The following is a 19,747-nucleotide window of genomic DNA, read 5'->3' on the forward strand; positions in this document are numbered from 1 at the left end:
AGTGAAACGATTCAGTCGGCGCATTTTGCGCGCTGTTTGCCGCCTGGCACACGGCTGATTCTCCGGCATGCATGCCTGATTCTCCGAAGATTCCAGCCAGCATCTGGCGCCACACCCTCAATCTGCGATGATTAGGCTGTCCGATTCTCTGCCCCCAGGTTCACCATGCAACTGACCCGCCACGTCGACGCCAACGCGCGGCTCTGCGCGCTGATCCGCAGCCTCGCCACGCGCCCTGGCTTCGTCCCCACGCACCTGCCCCAGGTGCAGGTGCTGAGCTGGGACCACTATGTGGCCAGCAGCCCTCAGATCTACGAGCCCAGCCTGATGATCCTGGCCCAGGGCAGCAAGCTGGCGCGCCTGGGGCCACGTACCCTGGAATATGGCGCCGGGCATTACCTGGTGCAGGCGTTGTCGGTCCCGTTCATGTGTGAAACCTTCGCCACCCGTGAAGCGCCCTTGCTGGGCGTGGCGGTGGACATCGACCGTGGCGTTCTGGGTGAACTGGTGCAGAGCATGGACCTGGCACCGGACGCTGCAGTACAGGCACAAACCCCGCAATCGATGACCTCGGCAGCGCTGGATGCGCCGATGCGCGACAGTGTCGAGCGGCTGCTGCACTGCCTGCAGGACCCGCTGGATGCCAAAGTGCTGGGCCCGGCGCGCGTACGCGAAGTGCTGTACACCGCCCTGCGCGGCCCACAGGCCGGTGTGTTGCGGGCGCTGGTGGAGCAACAGGGGCACTTCGCCCGCATCGGCGCCGCCCTCGCCCACCTGCGCGCGCACTACAACGAGCCGCTGAGCGTGGAAGCACTGGCTGCGCGGGCAAACATGAGCGTTTCGACCTTCCACGAACACTTCAAGCGCTGCACCGACATGGCACCGATGCAGTACCTCAAGCGCCTGCGGTTGTTAAAGGCGCAGCAGATGCTGATTGGCGAAGGCCTGGGGGTGGCACAAGCTGCGCACCGGGTGGGCTACCAGAGCACCTCGCAGTTCAGCCGCGAGTACAAGCGCCAGTTCGACCGCAGCCCGGGGGATGAGTTGCCGTATCAGAGCTTGCCGGTGTAGCGCGCCATTACTGCCGCTCGACCATGGCAATGATTGCGGCCTTGAGCTCAGCCTTGGCCACCGTCAACTCGAAAGTGGCCACTGCGCCAATGGCCAGTATGCTCCCTTGCGCGACTCGTAAAGCGTGAAGTGGCGTGCCGCGAGGTGGAACTCCGGCGCGCTGGTGGCCTCGGGTGGCTGCCCACGGTAATCCCTGGACAGCGTCAAGTGCGGCCGATATTCACGGGCGGCCGCCTCAACTCCCAGCGGCAACAACGCCTGCTGCAACCCGTACACCAGTTGCAACAGGGCCGGCGGTGTCTGCTGTGCCTCCAGCACCAAGGCTCCGGCCCGCGGCCACACCTGCAAGCGGTCGAGCAACAGCCGTGGTGCCGTAGCCGGCAGCGCCAGTTGATCGACCACCGCACAGATCGCAGGCACCTGCGCGGCATCCACATCGCCAAGAAACAGCAACGTGACGTGGAAGTTGGCCGCCGGCACCGGTTTGCCGCTGCGCAGGTTCAAACCCCGGCGCCACTGGGCCAGGGCACGGCGCTGTACATCGCTGACCGGCAGGGCGAAAAACAGCCGTTTGAAGGGGCTACCGCTGGGTCGTACATCCTGAACCATACAAACTCCCGAACATGAAACGTTTGCGCAAGACTGTAGGGCATTACACCAATGTCGCCCCGTCGTTTCGTAACAATAAGTACAAACTGCCCCCATGATTGTTTATGCTGGCTGGCTTATGCCATGGCGCATGGCCATTTTTCGACAAGTAAACGTCCATGAAAATTGCACTCGTACTCATCTTCGTCCTTTCGATCGCCTATGTTCACCTGCGCGGTCGGGTTCGTCACAAGCTGACCCGCCAGCTGGGCGACCACTCCAGTTTCCTGGCCCCAGTCAACAGCTTCCTGTACCTGTTTTCCAAGCTCCCGGCTAAGCCTTACCTGCCGGTCGAGGCCTTCCCCGAACTGAAGCCGCTGCAAGACCACTGGCAGGAAATCCGTGAAGAGGGCCGCCAGTTGCTGCATGTGGGCGAAATCAAAAAATCCGAAAATTACGATGACGTCGGTTTCAACTCGTTCTTCAAAACCGGCTGGAAGCGCTTTTACCTGAAGTGGTATGGCGAAAGCCACCCATCGGCCATGGCCCTGTGCCCACGTACCACCGAGCTGCTGCAAGGCATCGGCACGGTCAAGGCCGCCATGTTCGCCACCCTGCCGCCGGGCGCCAAGCTGGTACGCCACCGTGACCCGTATGCTGGCTCGTACCGCTATCACCTGGGCCTGGATACGCCAAACGACGACGGTTGCTACATTGACGTGGACGGCGAGAAGTACTCGTGGCGCGACGGTGAGGGGGTAATCTTCGACGAAACCTACATCCACTACGCAGCCAATACCACCGAACACAACCGCATCATCCTGTTCTGTGACGTCGAGCGCCCGCTCAAGTACCGCTGGGCAACGGCGTTCAACCGCTGGTTCAGCCGCAACGTCATGGCCGCCGCCGCCGCGCCCAACGGTGACGGCGACAAGACCGGTGGTATCAACCGGCTGTTCACCCGCATCTATAAGATCCGCGAGCGCGGCAAGGCGCTGAAAAAGCGCAACCGCATGCGTTACTACTTGGAAAAATGGGCCGTGGTCGCGGCGTTGGTTCTGGTGTTCATCTACATCTGACCGATGTGGGAGCGGGCTTGCCCCGCAAACACCGGCGAAGCCGGTGCCATGCTCCGCGCAGCCTCCTTCGCGGGACAAGCCCGCTCCCACAAACAGCTCAGCAAACACCCACCAAAGTACAAGCCTCACACTTGCCACACTTCGACTAGCCTGAAAGCTCCACTCGCAACCACCCCAAGGTGAAGACGATGAGCATGATGGACTGGGACGCCTACCGTAAGCAGTTGATGGCCGGCATCGGCGATCTCAAGCAACTTTCCCCCGACACCGTGGCCGGCTACATGACCGCCAGCGGTGCGGGGGCCAAGACCAACCATCTGGACGCCAAGACCCGCGAGCTGATCTCTCTGGCGGTGGCCGTGACCACCCGCTGCGACGGCTGCATCGCCGTGCATTCGCAGCAGGCGGTCAAGCATGGCGCCAGCCGCGAGGAAATTGCCGAGGCGCTGGGCGTGGCGGTGGCGATGAATGCCGGTGCCGCGCTGGTCTACTCAGCGCGGGCCATGGATGCTGTCGGCAAGGCCAACGGCTGAGCACAAACGGCGCCGCCGCCCTTGCGCGACGGCGCCGCGCGACCCAGACTGTGCGGCTTAGCCCGCGCAGGAACCCGCATGATCCACATTCGCCCCATGACGCCCGACGATTTCGACCGTTTCTGGCCCACCTTCCAGGCCATTGTCCAGGCCCGTGAAACCTATGCCTTCGACCCGGCCCTGAGCTTCGAACAAGCCCGCCAGGTGTGGCTGGAACTGCCCTTGCACACGCTGCTGGCCGAAGAAGATGGCGAGATGCTGGGTTCGTATTACCTCAAGGCCAATGCTGCCGGGCCTGGTGCGCATGTGGGCAATTGCGGCTACATGGTCTGCGAACAGGCGCGTGGCCGTGGCGTGGCGCGCCTGATGTGCGAGCACTCGCAGAAGCTGGCACGCCAGGAGGGCTTTCTGGCCCTGCAGTTCAACTCGGTGGTGGCCAGCAATGAAGTGGCCGTGGCGCTGTGGCACAAACTGGGCTTCGAGACCGTTGGCCGCTTGCCCAAGGCCTATCGCCATGCCCGCCTGGGGCTGGTGGACTGCCTGGTGATGTACAAATGGCTGGCGGACGAGCCGGTGGTGGAGAAGCCGCCATTGCTGATCGGGCGCAAGAACATCGAGGCACGGGTGTCGCGCCGTCGCGGACGCTGATGTTCTTGAGCAGGCCCGCGAAGCGGTCGGGCCTGCCAAGCGCTCAGCTTCAGAAAGCCAAGCCTACCTTCACACCAAACTCGTCACGCTTGAGCTTGGTGTTGTCTGCTACTGGGGAGTCTTCATCCAGCTTGTATTCGGTGCGGGTGTAGTAAACCCCGGCCTGTACCGGCATACCGCCTTGCTGATTCATCAGCAACGTCACCTCGGCATACGGGTTGGTGCGGTCTTTCAGGTCGACCGTGTCGCTGCCAAAGTCATCCACCTTCAGCCGCGCGCGGCCGTCCAGGGTATGCCGCGCGCCCACTTCCACCCGCAGTGTCGAGGCGTCGAACTGGTGGTTGTAGCCCAGCGCTGCCTTGGCAAAGGGCGACTTCACGGTGAGCTTGGTATCAAGGTCGTTGATTTCCGGCTCGAAGCGCGACCAGCTGTAGCCGCCGCCCACAGTCACGTCGACAAAGTTGCGAGCGTCCAACGCCGCACGCCAGCCAAGATCAAGATCGGCCTGAGCCTCCTTGAGCTTGTTGTCGTTCTTTTTGCCGAATTTGGCCTCGGCGCCGAGTTGGTAGATGAAACCAGATTCGGCTGTCAGCTTGTTGCCGAATGTGGCGAACACGCCACCTTGGCCCATGTGTTCCTTGTCGCTTTCACTGCCACCTTCAAACTTGAACTTGTCGTAGGCGCCCTGCAGACCGATTGTGAACAACGGATCGGTGCTGGGCGCGGCGGTGGCAGCCAGCGGCGCGGCGATCAGGGCGAGCAGGCAGGAGTGGCGCAACAGTTGACGAGCAGGCATGCGGGAAGTCTCCATGACTTGATAACGAAAGGCTAACGTGCGGTTCGAGACAAACGCCGCCAAAAAAGTTCGAAAAAAAATCAGTAAAAACGTGCAACCTTGTGATTTATCGCGGCATTCATGGCGTACCAACATTTGACGCCCCGGCGTTTCAATGGTCAGATGCGCGCCAGTTTCAGGTGCCCTGTACCGCCGCGTGCAGGGTGAAACGGGAAGCCGGTGCGTCGTATCGACCACGACAAGTCCGGCGCTGCCCCCGCAACGGTAAGCGAGCGAACCCTTCGACATACCACTGTGCTCAGGCATGGGAAGGTGAAGGTTTCATGCCCCTCGCAAGCCCGGAGACCGGCCTGAAGCTTCACTTGGCAACCCGCGGTGGGCGGGCGCAGGCCGGTATCCGTGCGCGCGCCTGCCTGCACGGTGCGCCTTTGCGTGTTTTCCACCGGGATCCATTCATTCCTGCAGCAGTGGAACGACATGTCCCGTATGTTCAAGCTTCACCCCCTGGCGGCCTGCCTGGCCGTCGCCCTTCCAGCCCTGGCCGATGACCAGGACCGACAACCCCTGGCCCTGCCCACCACGGCCATTACCGACACCCTCGACAACCACGCTATCGACCTGGTCACGCCGACCCAGGCCGGCTCGCGCCTTGGCCTCAACGCCCTGGAGACGCCGGCCAGCACCAGTAGCATCAGCACCGAGCAGATCCAGCAGCGCAACAACCTCACGGTGCAGGACGCCGTGACCCGTTCGCCGGGCATCACCTTCGTCGGCTCCCCGGGCGACGGCGGCACGGGCCTTTCTGCTCGCGGCTTTGCCGGGCACAGCTCGGTGATGACCCTGTTCGACGGCGCACGGCTGTACACCGGTGCCGGCACCCAGACCTTCCCAGTCGACCCGTGGATGGTCGAGCGCATCGACGTGATTCGCGGCCCGGCTTCGGTGCTGCATGGCGAGGGCGCCACCGGTGCGGTGGTCAACGTAATCCCGAAAAAGCCGTTTGCCGGCGAAGTGCGTAACCACCTGCGCCTGGGTTACGGTTCGTGGGACCGCCAGCAGCTCGGCCTGGACAGCGGTGGCAGCCTCAGCGAACGCCTGAGCTACCGCCTGACCCTGAACCAGCAAGGGGGCAATGGCTGGGTCGACCGCACCCCTTCGCGCAGCCTGGCCCTGAGCGCCGCGCTGCGTTTCGATGCCAGCGACGACCTCAGTTTCACCCTCGCCCACGACCGTGGCGATGCGCAACCCGCCAACTACTACGGCACGCCACTGATCGATGGCCACTACCGCAGCAGCCTGCGCAAAAAAAACTACAACGTGCAGAACGACGTGCAGCACTACGTCGATGAATGGACCCGGCTGAACACCGACTGGACGCTGAACGACCACCTCAGCGCCAGCAACCAGCTGTACTACATCAAGAGTCGCCGCCACTGGCGCAACGCCGAAGACTACAGCTGGGACGCCGAGCACCAGCAGTTGCAACGCGGCAGCTACCTGGAGATCAAGCACAACCAGGAGCAGTTCGGCGACCGCCAGACCTTCACCTTCGACCACACCCTGTTCGGCCTGGCCAGCAAGACCGTGGTCGGCGCCGAGTACAACAAGGTGCGTTTCAACGTCGACAGCAATGCCCCCTACAACGATGTGGGCGGCGACTACATCGACCCGTGGCAGGCGCAGTCTGGCTGGTTCCATAGCGCCTCCCCCCTGCGCCCGCAAACCTTGTCCACCACCCACACCTTCGCCCTGTTCGCCGAGAACCGCCTGCAGCTGAGCGATCGGCTGTCGTTGGTCACGGGCGTGCGCCGCGACCAGAACCACATCGACCGCGACAACCTGATCGATGGCAGCCGCAGCGACCACAGCCTGCAAGGCGGCAACTGGCGCGCCGGCCTGGTGTATGCATTTACCGACGACCTGTCGCTGTACGGCCAGTACTCCACCAGCGAGGACGGGGTGAACAATCTCATCAGCCTCAGCCCGGCCCAGATGCACTATGAGCTGACCGAAGCGAAGCAGACCGAGGTGGGCCTGAAGCAACGCTTCTGGGACGGTCGCGGTGAATGGACGATGGCGGCCTACCACATCGTCAAGAAGAAGCTGCTGGTGGACGACCCGATCACCCACGAGAAGCAGCAGGCCGGGCAGCAGACGTCCGATGGCCTGGAAGCGACCCTGGAACTGGCGCTGGCGCATCAGTGGCAGGTGTCGGCGAACGCGTCGCTGGTGCGCGCCAAGTATGATGACTTTGACGAAATGGTCGGTGGAGCAGCGCAGGACCGTGCGGGCAATCGGCCGGCCAATGTGCCACGGCGTACTGCCAACCTGTGGCTGAGCAAAGGCTTCGGGCAGCAAGTGGAGGCCGGCATTGGTGCGCGTTATGTGGATGAGCGCTTTGCCAATACTGCCAATACCCAGAGCGCGCCTGGGTACACCGTGGTCGATGCCAACGTCGCCTGGCAGGTGCTGCCGGATGTGCGGCTGGGGTTGCAGTTGAACAACCTGTTCGACCGGGAGTATGTGCAGTCGGCGTTCAGTGGGCAGCAGTGGTTGATGGGGATGCCACGGTCGTATTTTGCGACGGTGGATTACAGCTTCTGATTGAGTTGCCTGTGCCCGCGAAGAGGCCGGAGCAGGCAACACAAAAACCTCTACCAACCGCTGACCAATTAGTTATAAGATAACGTTTCACATGACATTCATTCCTATCAGCGACCCTCCATGACAAGCGCCAGCGCCACCCCCACCCTGCTCACCCAGCGCCTGCAGAGCATCGACGCCCTGCGCGGCCTGGTGATCCTTTTCATGCTCCTGGATCACGTCCGCGAAACCTTCTTCCTGCACCGTCAGGTTAGCGACCCAATGGCCATCGACACCACCGAGCCGTCGCTCTTCATCAGCCGCACGCTGGCCCACCTCTGTGCGCCGGTGTTCGTCCTGCTGACCGGCCTGTCGGCCTGGCTGTACGGCGAAAAGCATCAGGGCCGTGGCGATGTGTCGGCGTTCCTGTTCAAACGCGGGCTGTTTCTGGTGGCGCTGGAGTTCACCCTGGTCAACTTCGCCTGGACCTTTCAGCTGCCGCCCAGCGTCATTTACCTGCAAGTCATCTGGGCCATTGGCATCAGCATGATCGCCCTGTCGCTGCTGGTATGGCTGCCACGCGCCGCCCTGCTCGCCCTGGGCGCAGTCATCGTCGCCGGCCACAACCTGCTCGATGGCCTGCACTTCGGCGTGGAATCGGCCTTGCATGTGCCGTGGGCGATCCTGCATGACCGTGGCTGGCTGGCGTTTTCCGACACCCTGCGCCTGCGCACGTCCTACCCGGTACTGCCGTGGATCGGCGTCATCGCCCTGGGCTACGGCCTGGGCCCGTGGTTCGCCCGTGGCAGCGAGGCCGTCGAACGTCAGCACCGCCTGCTGCTGGCCGGGCTGGCCGCGCTGCTGGGCTTTGCCGTGTTGCGTATGTTCAATGGCTATGGCGAGGCGCCCTGGAGCGGCTACCCAACCTTCACACAAACCCTGATGAGCTTCTTCAACATCACCAAATACCCGCCGTCACTGCTGTTCCTGGCCCTGACCCTGGGCTGCGGCCTGCTGTTGCTGCGCGCCTTCGAACGCGCCGGCCAGGCCCGCTGGATCAGCGCGCTGGCGGTGTTTGGTGCTGCGCCGATGTTCTTCTACCTGCTGCACCTGTACGTGCTGAAGCTGCTGTACCTGGCCTGCGTGGCGCTGTTCGGCCTCAACCGTGGCGACTATTTTGGTTTCGATGGCATCGCCGCCGTGTGGCTGATCGCCATCCTGCTGGCCGCGTCGCTGTACCTGCCGGTACGCAAGTTCGCCCGCTTGAAGGCACGCCGCCGCGACATCACCTGGCTGAAGTACTTCTGAAAAGCGTTTTCACCCGGCAGCGCGATGGTCTACCATGCGGGCCGCCGGTTTCCACCACGGAATTAATAGGGAATCCCAGGCCCGCCAACACGGGCCAAACGGAACTGCCCCCGCAACTGTAGGTGCCGAGCCTGCTCCATTGATGCCACTGGGCGTAATTGCCCGGGAAGGCTGGAGCCGGGCCATGACGCACCAGTCAGGAGACCTGCCGGCCTACATTCACCAACCGGCGGGGTGTCCGGGATTGGCCATCCGTTTTGCCCCTGCCAACGGCGGGGCGCGGCGATGCCTGTCCGTGCGTTCCTCACCCGAACTGTCCGATAGGAGATCGCCCCAGCATGCTGCCCCGTTTCGCCACCCTGCTCGCCGGCCTAGGCCTCACTGGCCTGGCCCAAGCCGCCGCCACCCACTACCCGCTTACAGTCGAGAATTGCGGCAGGCCGCAGACGTTCGCTCAGGCGCCTCAACGCGCCGTCACCATCGGCCAGGCCGGCACTGAAATGCTCTACGCACTGGGCCTGGGTGACAAACTGGCTGGCACCTCATTGTGGTTCAACAACGTACTGCCCGAATACAAAGCGCAGAACGACAAGGTGCCGCGCCTGGCTGACAACGACCCGAGCTTCGAGGCCGTAGTGGGCAAGCGCCCGCAACTGGTCGCGGTACAGTTCGAATGGATGGTCGGCGCACAGGGTGTTGTCGGCACCCGCGAACAGTTCGACGAACTGAAGATACCCACCTACCTGCTGCCTTCGGACTGCGAAGGCAAGGACAACCTGGTCGGCGCCGACGGTACTCGCCTGCAAGCGTTCCAGGTAGGCAGCATCTACAAGAGCGTCAGCCAGCTGGCCGAGATCTTCGATGTGCAAGACCGCGGCACTGCCCTGAATGCCGAGCTCAAAGGCCGCCTGGACAGCGCCAAGGCACAACTGGCGGGCAAGGACCTGTCCGCCACCTCGGCACTGTTCTGGTTCTCCAGCGCCGACCTCGACATCGACCCGTACGTGGCCGGCCGCCAAGGCGTCGCCGACTTCATGCTGCGCACCCTGGGGGTGCGCAACGTGGTCGAGTCCACGGAGGAATGGCCCACCGTAGGCTGGGAAACCTTGGCCAAGGCCAACCCCACCTGGCTGATCATCGCGCGCATGGACCGTCGCCGCTTCCCCGCCGACGACTACCAGAAAAAGCTCGAATTCCTGCGTAACGACCCGGTTACCCGCAACATGGACGCGGTAAAGCATGACCGCATCATCATCCTCGACGCCGATGCCATGCAGGCCGGCATCCGCCTTTTCAGCGGCCTGCAGACGTTGTCTGCAGCCTTTGCCAGCGGTAAAGCAGCCCAGTGATGATTCGCCTGTTACCTTGCATCGCGGTCGCCCTTGCAGCCCTGCTGGCCGCCTTGCTGGCCGGCACCGCCATTGGCGAAACCAACCTGTCGCCCCGTGTGGTTGGCCAGGTGCTGGCCAACCACCTGTGGCAGGCCGGCTACCCGGTCGACCCGATCGACGCCGGCATCGTCTGGAATTACCGCCTTACCCGCACCCTGGTCGCCGCTGCTTGCGGTGCCGGCCTGGCGACGTGTGGCGTGATCCTCCAGGCGCTGTTGCGCAACCCCTTGGCCGAGCCTTATCTGCTGGGGTTGTCTGCCGGCGCCTCGACCGGGGCGGTGCTGGTCGGCCTGCTGGGGCTGGGTGGCCTGGCATTGAGCATGTCCGCCGGGGCGTTCATCGGCGCACTGGCCGCATTCACCCTTGTACTGGTACTGGCCCGCGCGGCCGGCCCCGGCAACAACAACGCCCAGGTCATCCTTGCCGGCATTGCCGGCTCACAACTGTTCAACGCGCTAACTGCCTTTCTGATTACCAAGTCGGCCACTGCCGAACAGGCACGCGGCATCCTGTTCTGGCTGATGGGCAACCTCAGCGGGGTGCGTTGGCCATCGGTGTGGCTGGCCGTGCCGGTGGCACTGTTCGGCCTGGTGGTGTGCCTGTTGCACCGCCGCGCGCTGGATGCTTTTACCTTCGGCGCCGATTCGGCTGCTTCGCTGGGCATACCGGTGCGGCGCACCCAGCTACTGCTGATCAGCTGCGCGGCGCTGGTGACGGCGGTCATGGTGTCCATCGTCGGTGCCATCGGTTTTGTTGGGCTGGTGATTCCCCACGCCCTGCGCCTGCTGCTCGGCCCCGGGCACAGCCGCCTGCTGCCAGCCAGCGCACTGGGCGGCGCGCTGTTCCTGATTACCGCCGACGTGCTTTCACGCACCTTGATTGCGGGCCAGGTGATCCCTGTGGGGGTGGTCACCGCACTGATCGGGGCACCGGTCTTCGCGCTGATTCTGATCAGCCGCCGGGGGCGCTCATGACCGTCATGACCGCTGTACAGATTTCGCCCCTGAGTTGCCAGGGCCTGGGGTTGCAACTGGCCGGCAATACCGTGCTCAGCGGTATCGAGCTGAACGTTGTCGCGGGCGAAACGCTCGGCATTGTCGGCCCTAACGGCTCGGGCAAGTCTTCGCTGCTCAAGTTGCTGGCCGGGCTGCGCAAGCCGGCCAGCGGCAGCGTGCAACTGTTGGGTGAACCACTGGCACAGCTGCCCCGCCGCCGTGTGGCGCAGGCCCTGGCACTGGTCGAACAACAGGCCGACACCCTCGATGCAATCCGCGTGTTCGATGCCGTGGCCTTGGGCCGTACACCTTGGCTCTCAGCACTGGCACCGTTCTCGCAAGTGGATCGCGCCATCGTCGAGCAGGCGCTGGCTGACCTCGATGCCCTGCACCTGCGCACACGCCTTTGGGGCTCATTGTCCGGTGGCGAGCGCCAGCGCGTGCACATCGCCCGCGCCCTGGCGCAACGGCCACAAGTACTCCTGCTGGACGAGCCGACCAACCACCTGGACATCCAGCACCAGCTGAGCCTGCTGCAACAGGTCCAGGCCCTGCCGGTCACCACATTGGTAGCGCTGCACGACCTCAACCAGGCACTCACCTGTGACCGCGTGGCCGTACTCGACAAAGGGCACCTGGTCGCCCTGGGCAACCCCCTTGAAGTGCTCACCCCCGAGCGCCTGCTGAACACCTTCGGCGTTCACGCCCATTACCTTACCGACCCCTTCGACGGCGCGCGCATCCTACGCTTTCGCGCCCCCTGAACCAGGAAGTTCTACCGATGCCGCTGCGTCCTCTCGCCTTGCTGCTTGCCAGCACCCTGCTCGCCCCGGCCGCGCTGGCCGACGTGCACGAAGTGAAAATGCTCAACCGTGGCAGCGAAGGCGCGATGGTTTACGAGCCGGACCACTTGCGCATCGCGCCCGGCGACACCGTGCGCTTCCTGCCCACCCAGAGCGGGCACAATGCGGCCAGCGTGGCAGGCCTGCTGCCCACCGGGGCCAAGCCCTTCAAGAGCAAGCTGAACCAGCCGTTCGAACAAACCTTCAGCGTGCCGGGCGTGTACGGCATCCAGTGCATTCCGCACCTGGCGATGGGCATGGTGATGGTCATCCAGGTAGGTGACGCATCGGCTACCGAACTGCCCGCCAACTTGCCGACCCGGGCCAAGGCCCGCTTTGCTGCCCAGTTGCAGAAACTTGAGGCCGCGCAATGAGCCGGTTGTTGTTGGCGCTGCCACTGCTGGGGCTGGCGCCGTTCGCCCAGGCCGACTCTGCACAGTCGCAAAGCAACGGTTTTGTGGAGGATGGCAGCTGGAGCATCCTCAACCGCAGCGTGTTCGACCAGCGCGACTACACGCATGGCGGGCGCAACAGTTCCGCGCGCAATGCCTACAAACCACGCAGCGAACGCAGTGGCAAGGCTGAAGAATGGGCCTACGGTTTGATGGGCACCTTCCAGTCTGGCTTTACACATGGCCTGGTGGGTGTCGGCGTCGATGCCCACGCCTACCTGGGCGTACAACTCGACAGTGGCGGTGGGCGTGCGGGCAAAGCGCGCTTGCTGGGGGTCGATAACGACGGGCACCCAAAGAACGAGTACAGCCGCGCAGGCGCGGCATTGAAAGTGCGCATGGCCAATACCGTGTTGGCCTACGGTGAGCAGCGGGTCAAGACCCCGGTGTTCAGCTCTTCCGACAGCCGCCTGTTACCCGAGACCGCCACCGGTTTCTTCCTTACCAGCAACGACTTCGACACGCTCAAGCTGGTGGCCGGGCACTTCAACGAGAGCACCGACCGCAATGCCACAAGCCACGATCAGGGCTTTGTGGTGAACTACTCCAATAGCAAACAGGGCAACAGCTTCGACCTGGCCGGCGTGGTCTGGAACCCGGGCGCCAGCTTCAGCGGCAGCCTCTACACCTCGCGCTACGAGGACAGCTGGAACCAGCATTACCTGGGCAGCACCCTCAGCCATGTGCTGGATAACCGCCGCAGCGTCAGCCTGGACCTCAACCTGTACCGCACCACCGACACCGGCAAGGCGCTGTCCGGGCGTATCGACAACACCACCTGGAGCCTGGTCTCGCGTTACAACCAAGGGCCGCACGGGTTCAGCCTGGGCTGGCAGCAAGTGGACGGAAATACGCCCTTCGACTACGTCACGCGGGGTGCGATCTTTATTGCCAACGCGGTGCAGATGTCGGACTTCAACGCACCGAACGAAAAGTCATGGCAGGCACGCTATGACCTGAACTTGGGGGCCTATGGGGTGCCAGGGCTGAACCTGACGGCGCTGTACGTGCGCGGGTTCGATATCGACGGCACGCATGTCGACCCGACTGGCGGGTATGCGTACCTGGGGTATGGCAAGGGTGGCAAACATTGGGAACGCGACCTGGAGGCGCGGTATGTGGTGCAGAGTGGCAAGGCCAAGGGCACCACGTTCTCGCTGCGACATAACGTGCACCGGGGGAACACGGCGCAGGCCGAGCTGGATGGTGACCAGATACGCCTGGCGGTGGAGTGGCCGTTGTCGGGCGGGTTCTGATGGCTGCATTGCCTGAATCGGGGCTGCCGGGCAGCCCCAGGTTCTGTCAGGCAACCGTGCCGGCAGCAGGCAGCAAGCCCCACTCCGCCCGTTCTTGCACACTCATCGTCGCCAATACCTCGGCAAACGTCTGCTCAAGCTCCGAACTGACATTGCCAAATACCCGGTAGTTGGTCAGCAGGTAGCGCTTCACCGTCCTCGGCCAGCGCCGTTCCTTGTGCGCCGCATTGATGATGCCTTTGGCATCATGCCGCGTCGCGCCACGCCACAAGTCCATCAACCTGTTCTCAAAATCGCCGAAGGTCCACAAGTCGCTGCGGTCCTCGAACTCGTCCAGCAGTTTAAGTTTGTACAGGGCCATGTGTGGCATCGTGAGTCTCCCTCGGTGCAGTGAAAAAGCCTTGCATGAGGGAAGGTAAGCAAGCCGGGCCGCCCTGAAAATGAACGCGTCGATCACGCCGAAAAGGCCGTTGTAGGCGCTTTCCCACAAATCAGCGCAGCCGCAGCTGCATGTGCGTGGTCTGCCAGACCGGATCTTGCTCCACGTCCACCACCGCAAACCCATGCCGTTCCCAGAACGCAATCGCACCCGGGAGAAACGGATGCGTATGCAGGTACAGGCAGTCGATACCCGCCTGCACCGCCCGCTCGCGCAATGCACTGAACAACGCGCCCGCCAGACCCTGCCTGCGATAGGCCGGCAGCACGAACAGGCGCACCACCTCCACTACCCGCTCAGCGTGATAGTCAAGCTGGGCAAAACGATGGTCATAGGGCACATAGCCGATCACAGCGACCAGCCGACCGTCATCGCGGGCTTCAAGAAAGCAGCCCGCGCCGTCCAGGTAGGTTTCGGCAAAGTGCGCAAGGTCGTGCGGCAAGGGTGCCGCGACAAGCATCGGGAACAGCTCGCGGCGAGCGCTTTCGACAAACGCCACGACTTCGGCAATGGCGACGCGCGCGACAGGTTGCAGGGTCCGGTTTGGCATGGGGCTGCTGGCAATGGTTGGAGGGCTGGGTTCTACACCAGCGTGCCGATCAAGGCAAATAACGGGGCTCGTCGCGGCCATGCGGACATCGGTATAATCGGCAGTCTTCACTGCCAGACCAGACCAGGCCACGCCATGCCTCGCTTCCAGAAGTTGCTGTTGCCCCTGCTGCTGACTGCCGCCCTTACCGCCTGCGACCAGAAGCCAACCCGTGAAGAACAGATCCTCGCCCAGCTACCGCTGCAGGATGCCTACACGCACAATATCGAGCGCATGGCCACGCTGCTCGGTCGCACTCACCCGCAGCTGTCGCAAGCCACTATCCAGGGTGTACTGCGCAAGTACCTCACCGTCGAGGACCAGCACCAGGACCTGTTCCGCCTCTACAGCGAGAAGAATTTCAGCGATGCCGAGTTCGCCACCATCGTCGAAGCCACCCAGGACCCGGCCAAGGCCCGCGCGCTGGAAGACACCGAAGCCGGCAGGCGCCTGAGCGAAAAGCTCACTGCCCTGATGCGCGAAACCGCCCGCGATGTGAAGGTGCAGGCGCTGGTGGAGCGACGCATGCAACAGGTGGAAGACGAGCTGAATGCGCTGGACAGGGCAGGTTCCTGAATGCAGCGCCCGTCCACCCCCTAGCGCGCAAGGCTGTTTCCATTTCTTAGCTATTTTCAAAGCCCGAGGTCAGGATTGCCACACGCCAAGCACGGATTGCGCCTGGATCTGCGAACACTCATTCTGGTGCTCTGCGCCCTTACTGCCCTGGTCATGCTGTGCGCCAGCTATTTCGCCAGCTACCGGGTGCAGCGCCAGCTGCTGATCGACCACGCCCTGGAAGCCAACCGGGTGTATGCGACGAAACTGGCAACCATCACCGAGACCTTCATCGGCAACGCCTTGCAGCAGCTTTCATTCAGCGCCGGCGTGCAGGGCCACCAGTTGAGCGAAGCGGCAGCACTGCAGGTGGAGACCGACCGTGTACTGGGCCAGAGCATGGCCTTCAACTCCACGTTCGTGATCGATGCCAACGGCGTGCTGCTGGCGATTTCTCCAGCCTCGCTACGCCACTTTGTCGGCACCCGCATGCAATCGCCGGGTGCTCAGGAAGCACTGCACGAACGCCGCCCTCTGGTTTCCACGCCCTACCTGTCGGCGGCCAACAACCTGGTGGTGGTGTTGTCGCACCCCATTTTCGACGACAACGGCCGTTACCTCGGGTACGTGGGGGGCAGCCTGTACCTGCGAGAACGCAACATCCTCAACAGCCTGCTGGGCGAACACTTCTACAAGGACGGCTCGTACCTGTATGTGGTCGACCGCAACCGCCGACTGCTGTATCACCCCAACAGCCAACGAGTAGGCACCGTGGTGGAAGGCAACGCGCTGGTCGACCAACTGGCGACACTGGACAGCGGTACTCGGCAACTGACCAACAGCCAGGGCGTGGAAATGCTGGCCGGGTACGCCACCGTGCCCAGCGCCGGCTGGGGCGTGGTGGCGCAGCAGCCGTTGGCACAGACCGTAACGCCGCTGAGCCACCTGATTCTCAACGTGATCGGCACCTCCGCGCCCTTCGCGCTGGTGGGCAGCCTGCTGCTGTGGTGGCTGGCCCTGACCATTGCCCGGCCACTCTGGCAACTGGCCGCCGGCGCCCGTTCGATGGACCGAGCCGGTACAGCCGAACGCTTGCACCGGGTGCCCGCCTGGTACTTCGAGGCGGCCGAGCTCAAGCGCGCACTGTTATTCGGGCTGAACCTGCTGCACGAGCGCATCGGCAGGCTTGACCGTGATGCCCAGACCGACCCGCTGACCGGCCTGGGCAACCGCCGCAGCCTGGAACTCAGCCTGTCGTTGCTGGAAGCCGAAGGACGGGCATTTGCGGCCATCGTGCTGGACATCGACCATTTCAAGCGGGTCAATGACAGCCATGGGCACGAGATCGGCGACCAGGCGCTGCGCCAGCTGGCCGAGCTGATGCGCCGTTGTTGCCGTGAAGGGGACCTGCTGTGCCGCACCGGCGGCGAAGAGTTCCTGATGATGCTGCCGGGGGCCAGCCTGGAGGTGGCCGCGGTGGTGGCTGAACGGTTGCGGGTTACAGTACAGGATACGCCGCTGGAACCTGTGGGGGCGGTGACAATTTCACTGGGGGTAGCGCGCTGGGATGGCGAGGCAGGCAGTGAGCCTGTGGAAACACTGAGCAGGGCTGACCGGGCGCTTTACCGGGCCAAGCAGGAGGGGCGCAATCGGGTAGTCATCGCCTGACCTGTGGGGCGGTAACCTGGCGCCACGGCATCAACTGGCGCTGGCGTTTGTCGATTTGCTGGATGTGCTTGAGCGGGCAGCCTGACAGATTTTGGGGGCGCAAAGCAGCCCCGTGAATCTTGCAGCAAAAGAGCTACCCGACCGTTCATCCGGATGGTAGATTCTCCGCCATGAAAACCACCCGGCACACTCGCACGCTGACTGCCTGGACGCTCTACGCCAGCGTCCTGTTCAGCCTGTTGCTGTGCGGCCTGCACCATGGCCAGATGGGCGGACTGCGCCTGGCCGGGCTGGAGGGCGGCTTCTGCTCGGTGAACAGCGAACACGGCGTGGCCATCGACCTGGACGGCGCCGGCGGTGACCAGCACATGGCCCAGCTGGACTGCCCGGTGTGCTCTTCGTTCGGCCTGGCCGTACCGCTCGGCAGCGGCGGCTGGTCGTTCACCCCGGCGCAAGCCGTGGCCACCTCGCCCATCGTCGTACGTAGCTGGGCACAACCGCCACCGCGCTATCAACGCCCCGCCCTCCACCCCCGCGCCTCCCCCACCGCCTTCCCCGTCGCTGTAATGCCTTTCGCCTGACGTCAGCCGGGCACGCCTGCGTGCGCGCTCGCCGTCAGCCATGACCTTTGCGTGGAAGACACACCAACATGCTTCGTAACACCTCCCTGGTGCTCCTGATGGGCACCTGCAGCTTCGCCTGCGCCGAAATCGCCCCCGTTGAACTGGGCGCCACCACCATCGACGGCGAACGCGATGCCGCCAGCGGTGTGCAACTGGACGAACCGATCCGCACCGGCTCGCGCCTGGGCCTCACCGCGCGGGAAACACCCGCCTCGGTCAGCGTCTCGGACCGCCGCCTGATCGAAGAACGCGGCGCCAAGGACAGCCAGGACGTGATCAACGCCATGACCGGCGTGAACGCCTCGGCCAACCCAGGCTTTGGCGGCTTCGTTGCCTACCGTGGCTTTACCCAGAACCAGGTCACCCAGTTGTACAACGGCATCAACCTGGGCTACAGCAGCGCCACCCGGCCAGTGGATGCCTGGGTGCTCGACCGCGTCGAGCTGATTGGCGGGCCGTCTTCGTTCCTGCATGGTGCCGGTGCCGTGGGCGGTTCGATCAACTACATCACCAAACTCGCCAGCCGCGACCAGCAGACCATTGACGGGCGTATCCGCTATGGCAGTTTCGACGACAGCGAGGTGGCGTTCGGAATCAACCAGGCGCTGGCCAGCAACCCCGCTGACGCCCGCCATTTCATGCGCCTGGACTTCAGCCGCGGGCAGGGCAACGGTTACGTCGACCGCAACGAACGGCACACCGACAGCTTGGCCTTTTCGCTGCTCAGCGACCTGGCCCCCAACCTCACCCACACCCTGGCGCTGGAGTACCAGGAAGACCGCGAAGACAGCCCCTACTGGGGCTCGCCGATCCTGCCCGGGCGCAGCACGATGAAGATCGACAACAGCCGCCGCTTCGAAAACTACAACGTTGCTGACGGCCGCTATGAGCAGCGCGTACGCTGGCTGCGCTCGATCCTCGACTACCAGGTCAGCGACAGCACCAGCGTGCAAAACACGCTGTACCACTACAACGCCCAACGCGACTACCGCAACCTTGAACGCTACGCCTACACCCCGACTGGCCAGGTGCAACGCAGCAGCCCTTACCTGCAACGCCACGACCAGAACCTGCTGGGCGACCGCATCGAGCTGCGCCACGACAACCAGCTGTTCGGCCTGGCCAGCCAGTGGTCATTGGGGCTGGAATACTCACGCATGCGCCAGACCCTCTATCCCACTTCGGGCAGCTGGAGCGACGTGGTCGATGCCGAGCACTTCAACCCTGGCAGTTTCGATAACATCCCCGGGGTGAATGCCGGCCTGACCAAACAACGTCGCCACGAGGTGATCAACCGTGCGGTGTTTGCCGAAAACCGCCTGCAACTCACCGAGCGCCTGGCCCTGCTGACCGCCTTGCGCTACGACTACCTGGACATGGAAGTCACCAACTACGGCGCCGTGACGCCCACCTCGCCGGCCTATTTCGAACGGCGCTGGGAGCCGCTGTCCGGGCGTATCGGCCTGACCTATGCACTGACACCTTCGGCCAGCCTGTATGCGCAATACAGCACCTCGGCCGACCTGCCCGCCGGCTCGCTGGCAGCCGCGACCTACTCCAATGTGGGGTTGTTCGACCTGTCCAAGGGTGAGCAATGGGAAGTGGGCAGCAAGTTCGACTTCCTCGACGGGCGCGGTGCGGCCACCCTGGCGCTGTATCAGATCGTGCGCAAGGACTTTGCCGTGCGCGACTCGAACGACGCCAACCTCACGGTCCAGGCGGGGCAGCAGACTTCACGCGGGGTGGAGCTGTCCGGGCGCCTGCAGGTAACGCCAAAACTGCTGGCCGAAGCCAACTACGCCTACGTCGATGCGCAGTACGACGAATTCAACGAGGCCGTCAACGGGGTATCGGTCTCGCGTAAGGGCAATGCACCGACCAACGTACCGGCCAATGTCGCCAACCTGTGGCTGACCTACAGCCTGTCGTCGGCGTGGTCGGTGGGCGCGGACGGGCGCTACGTGGGTTCGGTGTATGCCGACAACGCCAACAGCCTCAAGGCCCCCGCCTACACGCTGTTCGGCGCGTTCGCCCGCTACCGGCTGGACGAGCACACCACGCTGACCGGGCGGGTGCGCAACCTGACCGACGAGGTGTATGCCAAGCAGGCCTACAACAGCCAGTACTACATGGGGCCGCCGCGCACCTTCGAGCTGGCGCTGGACATGCGCTTCTGAGCCAATGGCCTGTCTTGCATGAACATCCCGGCCTGAATTGGCTCTTGTGTGCGGCCTTGCGAATAACTTGCGGTTGATTCAGGTATCCCGAGGTCGCCCTCGACAAAGCACGCTCCAGCGCCCGGCGATCTACTGGCAAACACAACAATGATGG

At 63.7% G+C, this 19,747-nt stretch carries 19 protein-coding genes and 2 riboswitches; of the genes, 15 read left to right on the forward strand and 4 right to left on the reverse strand.

The window, feature by feature from the left end:
• Positions 1-165 precede the first annotated feature (165 nt).
• Complete coding sequence (locus D8767_RS17930) at positions 166-1,071, forward strand: AraC family transcriptional regulator (protein WP_016714653.1); 906 nt, start codon at positions 166-168, stop codon at positions 1,069-1,071.
• A gap of 63 nt (positions 1,072-1,134) precedes the next feature.
• Here D8767_RS17930 and thpR read toward each other — a convergent pair whose 3' ends face one another.
• Complete coding sequence (gene thpR, locus D8767_RS17935; protein WP_016714654.1) at positions 1,135-1,680, reverse strand: RNA 2',3'-cyclic phosphodiesterase; 546 nt, start codon at positions 1,678-1,680, stop codon at positions 1,135-1,137.
• A gap of 158 nt (positions 1,681-1,838) precedes the next feature.
• Between thpR and lpxO the strand changes: the two genes are divergently transcribed.
• From lpxO to D8767_RS17950, 3 genes are all read left to right on the forward strand, one after another.
• Complete coding sequence (gene lpxO, locus D8767_RS17940; protein WP_016714655.1) at positions 1,839-2,738, forward strand: lipid A hydroxylase LpxO; 900 nt, start codon at positions 1,839-1,841, stop codon at positions 2,736-2,738.
• Positions 2,739-2,926: 188 nt separating this feature from the next.
• On the forward strand, positions 2,927-3,271 hold the full coding sequence (locus tag D8767_RS17945; RefSeq protein ID WP_013973174.1) for a carboxymuconolactone decarboxylase family protein: 345 nt from the start codon (positions 2,927-2,929) through the stop codon (positions 3,269-3,271).
• A gap of 78 nt (positions 3,272-3,349) precedes the next feature.
• Positions 3,350-3,919 carry a GNAT family N-acetyltransferase gene (locus tag D8767_RS17950; RefSeq protein WP_028699317.1) on the forward strand — a complete coding sequence of 190 codons (570 nt, stop codon included), beginning with the start codon at positions 3,350-3,352 and terminating at the stop codon, positions 3,917-3,919.
• A 49-nt stretch (positions 3,920-3,968) separates the two neighbouring features.
• Here the strand turns inward: D8767_RS17950 and D8767_RS17955 are convergent, their stop codons facing one another.
• Positions 3,969-4,715 (reverse strand): outer membrane beta-barrel protein, encoded by a 747-nt coding sequence (locus D8767_RS17955; RefSeq protein WP_016714657.1) that lies wholly within the window; start codon positions 4,713-4,715, stop codon positions 3,969-3,971.
• A gap of 160 nt (positions 4,716-4,875) precedes the next feature.
• A riboswitch (cobalamin riboswitch) is annotated at positions 4,876-5,084 on the forward strand.
• Positions 5,085-5,192: 108 nt separating this feature from the next.
• Here D8767_RS17955 and D8767_RS17960 point away from each other — a divergent pair.
• The 7 genes from D8767_RS17960 (at position 5,193) to D8767_RS17990 (ending at position 13,542) form a co-directional block, all read left to right on the forward strand.
• A complete protein-coding gene (locus D8767_RS17960) occupies positions 5,193-7,319 on the forward strand; it encodes a TonB-dependent siderophore receptor (RefSeq protein WP_016714658.1) in 2,127 nt (708 codons plus the stop codon).
• Positions 7,320-7,439: 120 nt separating this feature from the next.
• Positions 7,440-8,606 carry a DUF1624 domain-containing protein gene (locus D8767_RS17965; RefSeq protein ID WP_016714659.1) on the forward strand — a complete coding sequence of 389 codons (1,167 nt, stop codon included), beginning with the start codon at positions 7,440-7,442 and terminating at the stop codon, positions 8,604-8,606.
• A gap of 28 nt (positions 8,607-8,634) precedes the next feature.
• Positions 8,635-8,834: riboswitch (cobalamin riboswitch) on the forward strand.
• A 110-nt stretch (positions 8,835-8,944) separates the two neighbouring features.
• A complete protein-coding gene (locus tag D8767_RS17970; protein ID WP_016714660.1) occupies positions 8,945-9,955 on the forward strand; it encodes an ABC transporter substrate-binding protein in 1,011 nt (336 codons plus the stop codon).
• Positions 9,955-10,971, forward strand: coding sequence for an iron ABC transporter permease (locus D8767_RS17975; protein ID WP_016714661.1), 1,017 nt, complete (start codon positions 9,955-9,957; stop codon positions 10,969-10,971). Before D8767_RS17970 ends, D8767_RS17975 begins: the two co-directional genes overlap by 1 nt.
• Entirely contained in the window at positions 10,968-11,756 is a 789-nt protein-coding gene (locus D8767_RS17980) for an ABC transporter ATP-binding protein (protein ID WP_016714662.1), read from the forward strand. Before D8767_RS17975 ends, D8767_RS17980 begins: the two co-directional genes overlap by 4 nt.
• A 17-nt stretch (positions 11,757-11,773) precedes the next feature.
• Complete coding sequence (locus D8767_RS17985; RefSeq protein WP_016714663.1) at positions 11,774-12,208, forward strand: pseudoazurin; 435 nt, start codon at positions 11,774-11,776, stop codon at positions 12,206-12,208.
• Positions 12,205-13,542: an OprD family porin gene (locus D8767_RS17990; protein ID WP_016714664.1), complete on the forward strand. Its 1,338-nt coding sequence runs from the start codon at positions 12,205-12,207 to the stop codon at positions 13,540-13,542. The genes D8767_RS17985 and D8767_RS17990 overlap by 4 nt, the downstream gene beginning before the upstream one ends.
• A gap of 46 nt (positions 13,543-13,588) precedes the next feature.
• On the opposite strand, the gene D8767_RS17995 is transcribed toward D8767_RS17990, so the two are convergent.
• A complete protein-coding gene (locus tag D8767_RS17995; protein ID WP_016714665.1) occupies positions 13,589-13,912 on the reverse strand; it encodes a hypothetical protein in 324 nt (107 codons plus the stop codon).
• 121 nt (positions 13,913-14,033) lie between these two features.
• On the reverse strand, positions 14,034-14,531 hold the full coding sequence (locus D8767_RS18000; RefSeq protein ID WP_016714666.1) for a GNAT family N-acetyltransferase: 498 nt from the start codon (positions 14,529-14,531) through the stop codon (positions 14,034-14,036).
• 135 nt (positions 14,532-14,666) lie between these two features.
• Between D8767_RS18000 and D8767_RS18005 the strand changes: the two genes are divergently transcribed.
• The 4 genes from D8767_RS18005 to D8767_RS18020 all read left to right on the forward strand — a co-directional run bounded on the left by D8767_RS18005 (position 14,667) and on the right by D8767_RS18020 (position 19,593).
• Positions 14,667-15,146: a hypothetical protein gene (locus D8767_RS18005; RefSeq protein WP_016714667.1), complete on the forward strand. Its 480-nt coding sequence runs from the start codon at positions 14,667-14,669 to the stop codon at positions 15,144-15,146.
• A gap of 75 nt (positions 15,147-15,221) precedes the next feature.
• Positions 15,222-16,793: a sensor domain-containing diguanylate cyclase gene (locus D8767_RS18010; protein WP_121757638.1), complete on the forward strand. Its 1,572-nt coding sequence runs from the start codon at positions 15,222-15,224 to the stop codon at positions 16,791-16,793.
• A 170-nt stretch (positions 16,794-16,963) separates the two neighbouring features.
• Positions 16,964-17,374 (forward strand): DUF2946 family protein, encoded by a 411-nt coding sequence (locus tag D8767_RS18015; protein ID WP_016714669.1) that lies wholly within the window; start codon positions 16,964-16,966, stop codon positions 17,372-17,374.
• A gap of 68 nt (positions 17,375-17,442) precedes the next feature.
• Positions 17,443-19,593, forward strand: coding sequence for a TonB-dependent siderophore receptor (locus tag D8767_RS18020; protein ID WP_016714670.1), 2,151 nt, complete (start codon positions 17,443-17,445; stop codon positions 19,591-19,593).
• The last annotated feature ends 154 nt before the right edge of the window (positions 19,594-19,747 follow it).

The organism is Pseudomonas sp. LTGT-11-2Z, from assembly GCF_003691445.1.
GTDB lineage: Bacteria > Pseudomonadota > Gammaproteobacteria > Pseudomonadales > Pseudomonadaceae > Aquipseudomonas > Aquipseudomonas monteilii.